Raw genomic sequence first — 14,275 nt, forward strand, 5'->3', positions numbered from 1 at the left:
AAGTCAGTCCTGTTGAGACTTATGCTTCTTCGTAGAGATCACGCAAGACGACTGTCTGTTCACGACCCGGTCCGACCGAGAACGTGACGAGCGAGATACCTGTGAGATCCGCAATCCGCTTAACGTAGTTCTGTGCGTTCAACGGTAGATCTTCAAAGCGACGGACACCTGTGATGTCCTCTTTCCAGCCCGGCAGTTCTTCGTAAACTGGAACACATGCTTCGAGATCACGGAAGCTTGCTGGGTACTCATCGATCTGTTTACCGTTGAATTCGTACGATGTACAGATCTTCAACGTGTCGAGTCCTGTCAAGACGTCGATCGAGTTGAGCGCAAGATCCGTCAATCCACTTGTACGGCGCGAGTGGCGAACGACAACAGAGTCGAACCAACCGACACGACGCGGACGTCCTGTCGTTGTTCCGTATTCACGACCGACTTCACGGATTTGGTGCCCGATGTCATCGAACAATTCCGTTGGGAACGGACCGTCACCGACACGTGACGTGTACGCTTTACAGACACCGACGACGTGGTCAATCCGAGCTGGACCGACACCGACGCCTGATGCGACACCACCAGCAGATGCGTTCGATGATGTAACGAACGGATACGTTCCGTGATCAAGGTCGAGTAAGACACCTTGTGCGCCTTCGAACAACACTTTTTCGCCGTGATCAAGGCTATCGTTGACGACGACAGATGTATCGCAGACATATTTCGCGAACTCTTGTCCATACGCATAGTACTCTTCGAAGATATCGTCGAACGCGATTGGTTCAGCGTCATACATCTTCGTGAACATCCGGTTCTTTTGGTCGAGAACGATCTTCAACTTCTCAGCGAACGTTTCTTTGTCGAGTAAGTCTGCCATCCGGATACCGATTCGTGCGGCTTTATCCATGTAACACGGTCCGATTCCTTTTAGCGTCGTTCCGACTTTTGCGTCGCCCTTCGCTTCTTCTTCTAACTGATCCTGCAACTGATGATACGGCAAGATGACATGCGCCCGATTCGAAATTAACAAGTTATCCGTTGAGACACCACGATCGTGCAGATACTTCAATTCCTTGACGAGTGATTTCGGGTTGACGACGAGACCGTTCCCGATGACACATTTCTTATCCGAGTAAAAAATACCTGATGGGATCAAGTGCAATTTGTACGTCTCGTTATTGAATACGATCGTATGTCCTGCATTGTCTCCACCTTGATAACGTGCTACGACGTCGGCTTGTTTCGAAAGAAAATCGGTGATTTTCCCTTTTCCTTCGTCGCCCCACTGTGTTCCGACTACTACTACTGATGACATCTTATCATCCACCTCCACGTACGATTCAAAACCACGACTAAGTGTAACGCGATAAAAAAGAGAAGTCAACCAAATACCGAACAATTAATTGTTACAATTCTCTTTCGTTCGTTTAATTATCGTTTTTGGTGAACAAACTGAGAATCTTTAGGTGAAAATAAAAAAAGCTACGTTTTATCTCCGATTGATCGAAGACAAAACGTAGCTTGGATTAAGCTGGTGGCGCGTACGAGTTGCTTGGCTCGAGATCCACGAACTTGTTGAATTCTTTTCGGAAGGCGAGCTTGACGGTACCGGTTGGACCATTCCGCTGTTTTGCGATGATGATCTCAATCGTATTCGCATCTTCCGTTTCTTTATTGTAGTAATCGTCACGATACAAGAAGGCGACGATATCGGCATCTTGCTCGATTGCTCCCGATTCCCGGATATCCGACATCATCGGTCGCTTATCTTGACGGCTCTCAACCCCACGGGAGAGCTGCGATAAGGCGATGACGGGGACTTCGAGTTCACGCGCGAGTGATTTCAAGGAACGGGAAATTTCCGAAACCTCTTGTTGACGGTTGTCGCTGGAGCGACCATTCCCTTGAATCAGCTGCAAGTAATCGATCATGATCATCCCAAGACCGTGCTCCTGCTTCAAACGACGGCACTTCGCCCGGATATCGTTAACCCGAATACCTGGTGTATCGTCGATGTAGATGCCGGCTTGAGACAGGTTACTCATCGCAAGCGATAACTTGCCCCAGTCCTCTTCCTCGAGTTGACCAGTCCGCAGACGCTGCGCATCGACGTTTCCTTCGGCACAGAGCATCCGCATGACGAGCTGTTCGGCACCCATCTCAAGACTGAAGATGGCGACGTTCTCGTCAGCGCGTGTCGCGACGTTTTGCGAGATGTTCAAGGCAAACGCCGTCTTCCCGACCGATGGACGTGCTGCGACGATGATTAGATCGTTACGCTGGAAGCCGGCCGTCATCTTATCGAGATCCTGGAAACCGGTCGGAATCCCCGTCGTCTCGCCGCTTTGCTTATGCAATTTATCAATCGTTGCATAGGCACTCGTCAAGACGTCCGAGATCGGGATGAAGCTCGCGCTCCCTTTTCCTTGTGATACTTCGAGAATCTTCCGTTCTGCCTCATTCAGCAGGACATCGACCTCGTTTTGCCGCTCGTATCCGTCAGTGACGATTTCACCCGCCGTCCGAATGAGACGCCGAAGCGTCGACTTCTGGTCAACGACGTTGACGTAGTAATTGATGTTGGCTGCGGTTGGTACACCTTCCGCTAGTTCCGCTAGATACGGTAGACCACCGATCTCATCTAGGATGCCAAGCGTACTCAGCTCGGCTGTGACCGTGACGAGGTCGATCGCTTCGCCTCGGTCGGACAGCACGAGCATCGCTTCGAAGATCCGTTGGTGAGAGGCACGGTAAAAGTCCTGCGGTAACAGACGTTCTGATGCACTGATCAAACGATCCGCATCAATCATGATCGCCCCTAGGACGGCTTGTTCTGCCTCGATACTTTGGGGAGGCATATTTTGCATGACTTCACTCATCACCGTTCCCCTTTTCTACTCACGCCTCTTTGACCTGAACGTTCAGCGTCGCTGTCACTTCGTTGTGTAGCTTCAATGGTACCTTCGTAAAGCCGAGTGCCTTGATTGGGTGCTCGAGCTCGATTTTACGTTTGTCGATTTTGTAACCCATGCTCTTGAGTGCTTCCGCGATCTGTTTGCTTGTGACAGAACCGAAGACACGACCGCCTTCACCGGCTTTCGTCGAGACGATGATCGTCTCTTTTTCGATTTTCTCTTTTAACGCTTGCGCGTCAAGCAAGTTCTGTTTCGCTTCTTCTGCTGCTTTACGTTCATGTGCTTCATGTTGCTTCAAGTTGCCAGTCGTCGCAGGACGCGCCAACTTTTTCTTGAAGAGTACGTTATTTGCATAAGCATCGGCCACGTCTTTGACGTCTCCTGCTTTACCTTGTCCTTTTACATCTTGTAAGAAAATAACCTTCATTCTGATTCCTCTCCTTTTGTCTCATCTTCTAGATATTGATCGATCGCTTTACGCAACGCATCCGCGACCGTGACGACCGATTCTGACATCTGTGTCGCCGCGTTCGTCAAGTGACCGCCGCCTCCGAGCGTCTCCATGATCAACTGGACGTTGACTTCTCCGAGTGAACGGGCACTGATCGCTGTCCGTCCGTCTTGAAGTTCCGCAATGACGAAGGCAGCACGAATGCCTTGAAGCGACAACAATTGATCAGCCGCTTGTGCGATCAAGACTTGATCGTGAATGACGCCAGGTTCTGCTGTCGCAATCGCCATCCCTTTCGTATAGACCTCGGACCGCTCGAGGATATGTGACTGCTCAACGTACGTCTCAAGATCCTGACTGAGGAACTCTTGCACGAGCACCGTGTCAGCACCTTGTGAACGCAAGTAAGAGGCAGCATCGAACGTCCGCGAGCCGGTCCGAAGGGCAAAGCCTTTCGTATCGACGATGATTCCGGCAAGTAACGCCGTCGCCTCAAGCATCGATAGCTTCTGATTCGTCGGCTGGTACTCGATCAACTCGGTGACGAGTTCTGACGTCGACGATGCGTAAGGCTCGAGATAAACGAGGACCGCATCTTCGATGAAGTCCTCCCCACGCCGGTGATGATCAATCACGACCATATGCTCGAATCGATCGAGTAACGTCGGCACGACGACGAGCGACGGTTTGTGGGTATCGACGACGACGAGTAACGTCTGATCGTCAATTAACTGATCGGCTTGAAACGCATTGACGAACCGTGTCTCGAGTTGTGGTACTTCAGCGATCTCGTCCATCATCCGGCGAATCCCACGACCGATTTCTTCTGGCGGTAAAACGATATGCGCTTCCTTATCGTTCATTTCCGCAAGCTTCAAAATGCCGATCGCTGATCCGAGTGCATCCATATCCGGATTCTTATGCCCCATGATCAGGACACGGCTCGATTCCTGCATTAAGTCACGAAGCGAGTTGGCAATGACACGTGCTCGGACACGTGTCCGTTTTTCTGTCGGATTCGTCTTGCCGCCATAAAAGCGGACTTTTCCATCGCGTTTGATGACGACTTGGTCGCCTCCCCGTCCTAATGCGAGATCGAGACTCGACTGAGCCATCAGACCAAGCGCCGGAATCGGGTCACTTCCGCAACCAATTCCGATCGATAACGTCAACTGGACACCACGCTGACTCGTCTCTTCGCGCACGGTATCGAGAATCGTGAACTTCGATCGTTCGAGAATCCGAAGATTCTCTTCTGTCGTGACGATGAAGTACCGATCAGATGCGGTTCGTTTGATATACGTTCCGTGTTCGGCTGCCCAGTGATTCAACAGTTGCGTAACTCGGCTGTTCAACTCACTGCGCAACTGATCTTCGATACCTTGTGTCATCTCATCGTAGTTATCGAGATAGATAACGCCGATGACTGTCTGATTATCGACGAGTTGTTGTTCGACTTGTGCTTCTTCTGTCATATCGAACAGATAGAACGTCCGATTCTCATGATTTGAAAAGACGCGATATACCGCATCACCGATTTCAAGCGTCGCTTGGTCCTCGTTCGTCGCGACCATTTCGATGAATAAGGGATCGAGCTCATTGAGCGTCTGTCCCATCGCTACATCATCAAAGATCTCCCGCATCGGATCATTGAACCAGGTGACGAGGGTTTCCTCATCGTATAACAAAATCCCGATTGGCATGTTCGTCAACGCATCTTGTCCCGTCTCCTCGACTTGCATCGAGATTCCGGCGACGTATGCCTCCCATGCCCTGCGTGCACGGCGTTCTTCGAATAGGTGCAATCCGAAGAGGAGGGCAGTCACGACGGCTCCGATAGCAGAGATGATCGGTTCACGTACAGCGACGACGAGAAGCAGACCGACGATTAATAGATACGGAATGAAGCGAACGATGCGTCGTTCTCGTTCCGGTGATACTTGTTGACCTGACTCCATCGTGTCCTCCTTATATGCTCTATAGGGTTCATTTAAATTTTTAGTAACTTGTTTATTATAACCGAAAAGCAGGAGGGGATGAAAGGGAAGCGAAAAAAAGCACCATCCTCACGCATGAGGATGGTGCTACGAAATCAGTCAGCCACGTATGGGATTAAAGCCATTTGACGTGCGCGTTTGATTGCGATTGTAAGTGGACGTTGGTATTTCGCTGAAGTACCAGTCACACGACGTGGAAGAATCTTACCGCGTTCCGAAATGAAACGTTTGAGAAGTTCTACGTCTTTATAATCGATATGAGTGATGTGGTTCGACGTGAAGTAACATACTTTACGACGACGTTTTCCACCTGGACGACGTGCCATGTGATTAACCTCCTTTTTAACTTGGATTTTTCAGGACGATTTCCTTAGAACGGGAGATCGTCGTCTGAAAGGTCGATCGAACTACCGCCGCTGAACGGATCAGCGCCGAAGCCCGAATTCGATGAAGCGGGTGCTGGCGAGGAAGAGTTGTTCTGCTGTTGCTGTGAACCCCATCCTGCAGCATTCCCGTTTCCACCAGTAGATGAAGCGTAGCCTTCGCTACCATCCGAAGAACGGCTCGCGTTACGTGACTCAAGGAAGCGGACGCTATCAGCGACGACTTCCGCACGATAACGGCGTTGCCCTTCTTTATCGTCGTAGCTGCTAATCTGGAGGCGACCCTCTACACCAGCAAGACTACCCTTCTTCAAATACTGAGCAACGTTCTCTGCTTGCTTGCGCCAAACGACGCAATCGATGAAATCAGCTTCTCGCTTCCCATCTTGCCCTGTGAAAGGACGGTCACATGCGAGTGTGAATCGCGTTACCGCAATCCCGCTCTGCGTATAACGCATTTCCGGGTCACGAGTTAACCGACCGACTAAAACGACGCGGTTAATCATCAGAATCACTCTCCTGTTTCAGCTTATTTCTCGTCTTTTGTGATCATTAAGCGAACGATATCGTCACTGATCTTCATGAGACGGTCAAGTTCTTTTGTAGCTGCTGGTTCAGCAGAAACGTTAAGAAGAACGTAGAACCCTTCACGCATATCATTGATTTCGTAAGCGAAACGACGTTTACCCATTTCAGTTGTTTTATCAACTGTACCACCGTTATCAGTGAGGACTTTGTTGAAACGCTCCACTGTTGCTTTGCGTGCTTCCTCATCAAGTTCCGGACGGATGATGTAAAGTACTTCGTATTTACGCATATCTGTCACCTCCTCTTGGACTGGCGGCTCGAATGTTCGAGCAAGGAGCAATAATTCATTACTCACATTCGTTAATACTACCAAAGTATTTTGCTTTATGCAATAACGATTCGATTTCGATTAGACGTTGAAGCGGAATGTGACGACATCGCCGTCTTGGAAGACATATTCCTTACCTTCTGAACGGTAACGTCCTTGTTCCTTGACTGTAGCCATGTTGCCTGCTGCTGCTAAATCTTCGTACGAAACGACTTCTGCACGGATGAATCCACGTTCGAAGTCCGAGTGGATGACACCCGCACATTGCGGAGCTTTCATCCCTTTTTTGAACGTCCAAGCGCGTACTTCTTTTTCACCTGCTGTGAAGTATGTCGCAAGACCAAGCGTGCTGTATGCTGCATGGATCAATTGATCAAGACCTGATTCTTCGATTCCGAGATCGACGAGGAACTCTTGACGTTCTTCTGGCTCAAGCTCTGCAATCTCTTCTTCAATCCGAGCACAGATGACGATGACTTCAGAACCTTCTTTTTCTGCGAATTCGCGTACGAGACGGACGTTTTCGTTATTGTCCGCGTCTGCGACTTCATCTTCGCCAACGTTTGCAACGTAAAGCATCGGTTTCATCGTCAACAATTGGAAGTGTTTGACGAGAGCTGCTTGATCTTCGTTCAATTCAGCGAGACGTGCTGGTTTCTCGTCTTCGAGTAATGCTTGCACGATTTCAAGTGCTTCGAGTTCAGCCGCTGCGTTTTTATCGCGTGACTTGACTTGTTTTTGGACACGCTGAATCCGTTTTTCGACTTGCTCGAGGTCTGCGAGGATCAATTCGAGGTTGATCGTCTCGATGTCATCGATCGGTGAGACTTTTCCGGCCACGTGTGTGATGTTTTCATCGACGAAACAACGCACGACCTGACAGATCGCATCTACCTCACGAATGTTCGCGAGGAATTTATTTCCGAGACCTTCCCCTTTAGACGCGCCTTTTACGATACCTGCGATATCCGTGAATTCGAATGCTGTCGGGATCGTCTTTTTCGGGTTGACGAGTTCCGTCAATTTCCGAAGACGTGCATCTGGTACTTCAACGACACCGACGTTCGGGTCGATCGTTGCGAACGGGTAGTTCGCTGCCTCTACACCTGCTTGTGTGATGGCGTTAAAAAGTGTTGATTTTCCTACGTTTGGTAAGCCAACGATTCCTGCTGTTAATCCCACTTGGAATTCCTCCTTTTCGGTATTTCCTAGGAAATCCGTGCTAGCGGCCGCAGTGGGTAGAATGATTACACCACGTCAGCACATCTTTCACAATTATAGATAGTTCAATTTTTTTAAGCAAGGAGCTCGACCGTCTTTTTTACTCACGTCCTAACCGAACGCAACCGCTCCACTTAAGCAAGACAACAAAAAAGCGAATCTAATCACGAGGATCAGATCCGCTTTTCATTACTCTGGTAAGACTTTTTTCAATCGTTTATCAAAATCACGACGTGGCATCAAAATGCTTGCCCCGCAACCTTGACATTTGATTCGGATATCCATGCCGACCCGAATGATTTGCCATCGGTTCGTACCACATGGATGCTGCTTCTTCATCTCAACATAATCATGGAGTTGATACGTTTTTGGAATCATCCGTTTGTCCACCATTCTTTTGTTCTGGATTCATCATGACCATCCGTGGATACGGGATCTTGATGTTTTCTTCTTCTAGTCCTTGCTTCAATTCCTTCCGGATTAGACGACCGGCTTGGAAATGTTGCATCGGTGGTACTTCTGCCATCAAACGATAGACGACTTCAGAAGGACCAAGCGTCTGGACGCCAAGCATCTGAATCGGTTCGACGAACATATCGACATACTTCTTCGTTGTCCGGTCCGCGATCTCATGCAAGACTTGTTCGACCCGTTCGAGATCTTCGTCATAGGAGACTTGAACATCAACGAGCGCGAAACTGTTGTCGACCGAATAGTTCGTGACTTGCAAAATCTGACCGTTCGGGATGATGTGGATCTCCCCGTTGAGTCCTTTTAGTTTCGTCGTCCGGATTCCAAGTTCCGTGACGACTCCTTCGATCACACCGACGCGTACATAATCTCCGACTTTGAACTGGCGTTCGAAGATGATGAACGCTCCGGTAATGATATCTTGCACCAAGTTCTTCGCACCGAACGAAATCGCAAGACCGGCAATCCCCGCACTGGCGACAAGACCGGTGATGTTGATTCCGAACTGACTGAGTACCGTCAACAACATGACGATTCCGAGTACGTAACGAATCGCATTTTGGAGCAACTTCAGTAATGTCTCGTTCTGACGTTGCGCCAAGTAGTCCTGTTCATTGATTTTCCTAATCGTAAAGAGACGCGAGACTGCCCCAGTCAAAACGCGCGTTAACACATAGAACGCCGCGATGATGATGAGCGCAATCAGTAGTTTCATCCCAAAACGAATCCACATATCCGCATCCATTACTTGATTGATTAGTTTATCGACTTGGGCGACGGATTCTTGTACATCTTGATTGGTAGCCATTCTCTCATCCTTTCTTGTTCTCTCTATTACGACAGTATACGTGATTTTAATTGAGTTTCAACCAAAGAGCCGATTTTGACGTTAGATTTTTGGAAAAACCGGGAAAGGAAAATCATCTAAGAACCCTTCACTCTTGCCAATCCACCACGACACCGACACCAAGAGAAGAAAGGATGATTTCGATGAATTTCCGCTTTCATTCGCACGAGCCCAAGCCCTATTCTTTCTTTTTAGAATATACGGAACCGTTCGCGAAAGAACGCTTAGCCGAACAATTATTCGAACAAATCTCCGCAGTCCAGGAAAAACGACCAATCGTACTCGTCTGCATTGGTTCTGATCGTTCGACGGGCGACTCACTCGGTCCACTTGTCGGAACATTCCTTGAAAAACAAGCACCTACTCATCTCCACGTTTACGGTACACTCGCTAAACCCGTCCATGCACTGAATCTCGCTGAAACGATTCACTCAATCCAAACGACCCATTATCGTCCACTTGTCATCGCAATCGATGCATGTCTTGGTCGACTTTCAAGCGTTGGGCACGTCTTCTTCTCGGAAGGTCCACTCGCACCCGGTGCCGGCGTTCAAAAAGAATTGCCAGCGGTCGGTGACTTCAACATCAAGGCTGTCGTTAACGTCAGTGGCTTCATGGAGATGATGATTCTCCAAAATACACGGTTACACCTCGTTTATGAATTAGCAGAACTCGTCGCGAACAGTTTCCACATGCTCGATGCGAAATTATCCGCTGAGTCGACACGGACGACGATTTCCTTTACGCCACGCTCGATGTAATCAAAAAGAAGCGAACCGTCACCGGAACGCTTCTTTTTCATTGATCCGATTCAGGTAATAACAAGTCGAGCAACCGATTGAGGTCGTCTTCATCTGCAAAATCAATCTCGAGTTTCCCTGCTTGTTTGCCTTGTTTGATCCGTACCGTCGCCCCGTATTTTTCGCGAAGCGACTCTTCGACGAATTGGACAGCAGTCGCTTGTTGCGGACGAGTGGATTCTTTCCGTTCTCGAAGCGCCTGCTCTAATCGACGGACGTTCCAATTTTCCGCCATGACGCGTTCTGCCATCTGCTCGATTTTCTTTGGATGCTTTAGCGACAACAGGGCACGGGCATGTCCCATCGATAACCGCTCATCCATCACCGCTTGTTGAACGAGTAGCGGCAATTGTAGTAACCGAAGACTGTTCGTGATGTGCGAACGACTTTTGCCGACACGCTGCGCAAGCTCTGCTTGCGTGATGCCGAATTCCTCGATCATCTCCGCATACGCCATCGCCTCTTCAATCGCGGATAAATCCGCCCGTTGGATGTTTTCGATCAAAGCGAGCTCCATCACGCGTGTCTCGTCTGCTTCGATCACGAGGACCGGTACACGTTCGAATCCTGCGCGACTCGCTGCTTGATACCGTCGTTCGCCGGCGATGATTTCATAATAGCCATCACGTGGTCGGACGACGATCGGTTGGATCATCCCGTGCCGAACGAGCGATTGGGCTAACTCTTCTAATGCTTTTTCATTGAATCGTTTCCGGGGTTGAGTCGGATTCGGGCGAATCGCCCGAACAGGTAATTCGTTCACTTGCCTTCTCTCCTAAACGTAGCGGAAGGCACGACCGCTTATTCCGGACGTGCCTTCACGATGCGAATCCGCACCTCTACATAGTCTTCACAATCGACTTCTTCTTTTTCAATCGTCAATCCGGTTTGCTCGATCATATCGACGGAATCGCGAAGGGTATTTAACGCAATCCGTGTATCGCGAGCAAAGCTCTTATGACGTTTTTTCTTCGGTGGCTGTGGTGTCATCAATCGTTCCACCCGGCGCTCCGTCTCCTTGACGTTCCATTCCCGTTCCAGAATTTCAGCGAGTACCGTTACTTGTAGCGCTTCATCCTTGAGCGGTAATAACGCACGGGCATGACGCTCCGTGATCGTCCGTTGCTTCAACGCTTCCCGGACATCCGTTGGCAATCGAAGCAAACGCAATTTGTTAGCAATCGTCGATTGACTACGTCCGAGCTTACGAGCTAACACTTCTTGCGTGATGTCTTGTAACGCAAGCAAGCGCTCATAGGCTTCTGCTTCTTCGATTGGTGTCAAATCTTCGCGTTGCAGATTTTCAATCAATGCCAGTGAAGCAGTCGTCTCGTCCGTCATCTCTTTGACGATGGCAGGAATCGTTTCCCAGCCAAGCGAGCGCACTGCCCGGTATCGTCGTTCTCCCGCAATGATTTCGTATCCTGTTCCTTGTTTTCGAACGACGATCGGCTGGAGTAATCCATGCTCTTCGATCGTAACGGCTAGCTCTTCAATTCGGTCCCCATCAAACACTGTCCGTGGTTGGAACTGGTTCGCGACAAGTTCTGTCAATGGTAATTCCTGAACCGTCTCTTGTGGGTCAAGCTCGATCGTAGCAGGTTGCCCTCCCTTACCGAGCAGCTTGGCAATTGCATTTCTCACGTTGGCGCACCTCACCTTTATCAGTCATCGTTTCACGTGAAACGGTGTTTAGCTTAATGGATCTTTTGCAGGCGTACCCGCTTTACGCGGATATTTCCCGGGTGTTGTTCGTTTTTTATCTACAATAACGATATTACGCTCACTTTCCTCGCCTGGCAATTGGAACTGGAAACTTTCCCGTAAATTCCCACCGAGTACTTTTAAGGCAATCGCACCATCCTCGAGCTCTTCACTGACTTTCGCTGCCTTCAAGGCAACGAATTGACCCCCGACTTTCGCAAGCGGTAGGCAATATTCCGCGAGAACGGACATCCGGGCGACCGCACGTGCTGTCACGACATCAAACCGTTCGCGGAATTGTTTATTTTTACCGAACTCTTCGGCGCGTCCATGATGGAACGCGACACCTTCGAGTCCGAGTTCCGTCGCCAAATGATTGAGGAAGCCGATTCGTTTGTTCAGTGAATCGACGATCGTCACTTGGAGATGTGGGAACATGATCTTGATCGGCAGACTTGGGAAACCAGCGCCCGCTCCGACATCACAAACCGTCGTGACCGTCGTGAAATCGAAATAGAATGCTGCTGTGATCGAATCATAGAAGTGCTTGAGATAGACATCTTCTTCGTCCGTGATCGCCGTCAGGTTCATCTTTTCATTCCACTCGACGAGCAGTTCATAATACCGTTTGAATTGATGCAACTGATGTTCTGAGACCTCAAGTCCCTGTGCTGCCAATGCTGTTACGAATTGCTGTTGGTTCATCTCGTTCACTCCGCAGTCAATGCGTATTGGCCTTGCTCGATGTAGACAAGCAGAATCGAGATATCAGACGGGTTTACCCCTGAGATCCGGGATGCTTGTCCGATCGAGAGCGGACGCACTTGGTTTAGTTTTTGTTTCGCTTCAATCGCTAATCCACTGATCGCATCGTAATCGAGACGATCCGGAATCCGTTTTTGCTCCATCCGCATCATTTTTTCGACTTGATCAAGTTGTTTATCGATGTACCCGGCATATTTGACTTGGATTTCGACTTGTTCTGCTGCTTCTGCAGACAGTGGTGTTTCCGGTGGTGTCATCTGCGCGATCATCGCATACGTGATTTCCGGGCGTTTCAGCAACGTGATCGCATGCAGCGCTTCCTTGAGTGGTGATGCACCGATGGCTTCAAGTTGCGCATTCACGTCCGCTGTCGCTTTGATGACGACCTTCTCAAGACGTTTCATCTCAAGACGGATTTGTTCTTGTTTATCGAGCAACTTCGCTTGGCGCTCTTCCGAGATCAATCCGAGTTCATGTCCGATTTCCGATAGGCGAAGGTCCGCATTATCATGACGGAGCAACAACCGATACTCGGCACGTGACGTCAAGAGGCGGTACGGTTCGTTCGTACCTTTCGTAACGAGATCATCGATCATGACACCGATATAGCCTTGTGAACGTGACAAGATAAGTGGTTCTTTGCCTTGGACTTGTAGTCCGGCATTGATCCCTGCCATGATCCCTTGTCCTGCCGCTTCCTCATAACCACTTGTTCCGTTGATTTGACCCGCTGTGAATAAACCAGGAACACGTTTTGTCTCGAGCGTTGGCCATAGTTGTGTTGGAACAACGGCATCGTACTCAATCGCATAACCAGGACGCATCATTTCTGAATTCTCAAGCCCAGGAATCGAGCGGAGAATATCGTGTTGAACGTCTTCCGGTAAACTTGTCGATAACCCTTGCACGTAGACTTCTTCCGTATCGCGACCTTCTGGCTCAAGGAAGATTTGGTGACGCGGTTTATCGTTGAACCGGACGACCTTATCTTCGATCGATGGGCAATAACGTGGACCTGTTCCTTTGATCATCCCAGAGAACATTGGTGAGCGGTGCAGGTTCGCATCGATCAACTGATGCGTATACTCCGTCGTATACGTCAACCAGCATGGGATCTGTTCCGTGATCATCTGAGTCGTTTCATGACTAAATGGAAGTGCTACTTCGTCGCCTGGTTGAATCTCCGTCTTCGAGTAATCGATCGTTTTCCCGTCGATTCGCGGTGGTGTACCTGTCTTGAAACGTGCGAGCTCAAATCCGAGTTCTTCAAGATGTTTCGATAGATTGATCGATGGCATCTGATTGTTCGGACCACTCTCGTACGACAATTCACCGATGATGATTTTTCCGCGCATGAACGTTCCTGTCGTGATGATGACCGCTTTCGCCCGGTACTCCGCCCCTGTATTCGTGACGACACCGACGCAACGTCCTTCGTCGTCAATCAATAACCGTTCGACGAGCGCTTGACGTAAAAGCAAATTCGGTTCATCCTCGAGCGCTTTTTTCATTCGGTTTTGGTATTCGAATTTATCCGCCTGTGCCCGTAGTGCTCGCACGGCAGGACCTTTTGATGTGTTTAACATTTTCATTTGAATATACGTTGCATCGATCGCGCGTGCCATTTCGCCACCGAGCGCATCGATTTCTCGGACGACGATTCCTTTTGCAGGACCACCGATCGACGGGTTGCAATACATGAATCCGACCATATCGGGATTCATTGTCAACATGACCGTTTTCGAGCCCATTCGTGCCGCAGCAAGAGAGGCTTCGATGCCGGCATGTCCGGCTCCGACGACGATGACGTCGAATTCACCTGCTTGATAAGCCATAGTACTGGTTCCTCCTTCTTATTCCACACGCAG

15 protein-coding genes are annotated in these 14,275 nt (G+C 49.4%); 1 reads left to right on the forward strand and 14 read right to left on the reverse strand.

Annotated features, from left to right (window positions below; genetic code table 11):
* Nucleotides 1-19 precede the first annotated feature (19 nt).
* From ASF99_RS15170 to ASF99_RS15215, 10 genes are all read right to left on the reverse strand, one after another.
* Nucleotides 20-1,312 (reverse strand): adenylosuccinate synthase, encoded by a 1,293-nt coding sequence (locus ASF99_RS15170; RefSeq protein ID WP_023469845.1) that lies wholly within the window; start codon nt 1,310-1,312, stop codon nt 20-22.
* A gap of 211 nt (nt 1,313-1,523) precedes the next feature.
* On the reverse strand, nt 1,524-2,876 hold the full coding sequence (gene dnaB / locus ASF99_RS15175; RefSeq protein WP_023469846.1) for a replicative DNA helicase: 1,353 nt from the start codon (nt 2,874-2,876) through the stop codon (nt 1,524-1,526).
* 19 nt (nt 2,877-2,895) lie between these two features.
* Nucleotides 2,896-3,339, reverse strand: a complete 444-nt coding sequence (gene rplI / locus ASF99_RS15180; protein ID WP_055969789.1) for a 50S ribosomal protein L9 — start codon at nt 3,337-3,339, stop codon at nt 2,896-2,898.
* A complete protein-coding gene (locus ASF99_RS15185; RefSeq protein WP_035395443.1) occupies nt 3,336-5,321 on the reverse strand; it encodes a DHH family phosphoesterase in 1,986 nt (661 codons plus the stop codon). The genes rplI and ASF99_RS15185 overlap by 4 nt, the downstream gene beginning before the upstream one ends.
* Before the next feature lie 134 nt (nt 5,322-5,455).
* Nucleotides 5,456-5,686 (reverse strand): 30S ribosomal protein S18, encoded by a 231-nt coding sequence (rpsR, locus tag ASF99_RS15190; protein WP_023469849.1) that lies wholly within the window; start codon nt 5,684-5,686, stop codon nt 5,456-5,458.
* 44 nt (nt 5,687-5,730) lie between these two features.
* On the reverse strand, nt 5,731-6,249 hold the full coding sequence (gene ssb, locus ASF99_RS15195; RefSeq protein WP_023469850.1) for a single-stranded DNA-binding protein: 519 nt from the start codon (nt 6,247-6,249) through the stop codon (nt 5,731-5,733).
* Nucleotides 6,250-6,272: 23 nt separating this feature from the next.
* The gene (gene rpsF, locus ASF99_RS15200) at nt 6,273-6,560 is read right to left on the reverse strand and encodes a 30S ribosomal protein S6 (protein ID WP_023469851.1); all 288 of its coding nucleotides are present in this window, start codon (nt 6,558-6,560) and stop codon (nt 6,273-6,275) included.
* A gap of 120 nt (nt 6,561-6,680) precedes the next feature.
* Entirely contained in the window at nt 6,681-7,781 is a 1,101-nt protein-coding gene (gene ychF, locus ASF99_RS15205) for a redox-regulated ATPase YchF (RefSeq protein WP_023469852.1), read from the reverse strand.
* Between the two features lie 228 nt (nt 7,782-8,009).
* Nucleotides 8,010-8,198, reverse strand: a complete 189-nt coding sequence (locus ASF99_RS15210; RefSeq protein WP_023469853.1) for a DUF951 domain-containing protein — start codon at nt 8,196-8,198, stop codon at nt 8,010-8,012.
* Nucleotides 8,170-9,099 (reverse strand): mechanosensitive ion channel family protein, encoded by a 930-nt coding sequence (locus tag ASF99_RS15215; protein ID WP_023469854.1) that lies wholly within the window; start codon nt 9,097-9,099, stop codon nt 8,170-8,172. The genes ASF99_RS15210 and ASF99_RS15215 overlap by 29 nt, the downstream gene beginning before the upstream one ends.
* Nucleotides 9,100-9,281: 182 nt before the next feature.
* On the opposite strand from ASF99_RS15215, the gene yyaC reads away from it, so the two are divergent.
* Complete coding sequence (gene yyaC, locus ASF99_RS15220; protein ID WP_055969813.1) at nt 9,282-9,899, forward strand: spore protease YyaC; 618 nt, start codon at nt 9,282-9,284, stop codon at nt 9,897-9,899.
* 37 nt (nt 9,900-9,936) lie between these two features.
* Here yyaC and ASF99_RS15225 read toward each other — a convergent pair whose 3' ends face one another.
* Genes ASF99_RS15225 through mnmG form a run of 4 tightly spaced genes read right to left on the reverse strand, consistent with a single transcriptional unit; the run spans nt 9,937 to nt 14,242 of the window.
* Nucleotides 9,937-10,701, reverse strand: coding sequence for a ParB/RepB/Spo0J family partition protein (locus tag ASF99_RS15225; RefSeq protein WP_035395440.1), 765 nt, complete (start codon nt 10,699-10,701; stop codon nt 9,937-9,939).
* Nucleotides 10,702-10,739: 38 nt separating this feature from the next.
* Complete coding sequence (gene noc / locus ASF99_RS15230; RefSeq protein WP_055969791.1) at nt 10,740-11,582, reverse strand: nucleoid occlusion protein; 843 nt, start codon at nt 11,580-11,582, stop codon at nt 10,740-10,742.
* Nucleotides 11,583-11,630: 48 nt separating this feature from the next.
* Nucleotides 11,631-12,347, reverse strand: coding sequence for a 16S rRNA (guanine(527)-N(7))-methyltransferase RsmG (rsmG, locus tag ASF99_RS15235; RefSeq protein WP_023469858.1), 717 nt, complete (start codon nt 12,345-12,347; stop codon nt 11,631-11,633).
* A gap of 5 nt (nt 12,348-12,352) precedes the next feature.
* The gene (gene mnmG / locus ASF99_RS15240) at nt 12,353-14,242 is read right to left on the reverse strand and encodes a tRNA uridine-5-carboxymethylaminomethyl(34) synthesis enzyme MnmG (protein WP_029343026.1); all 1,890 of its coding nucleotides are present in this window, start codon (nt 14,240-14,242) and stop codon (nt 12,353-12,355) included.
* Nucleotides 14,243-14,275 lie beyond the last annotated feature (33 nt).

Source organism: Exiguobacterium sp. Leaf187, from assembly GCF_001423925.1.
Taxonomy (GTDB): domain Bacteria; phylum Bacillota; class Bacilli; order Exiguobacteriales; family Exiguobacteriaceae; genus Exiguobacterium_A; species Exiguobacterium_A indicum.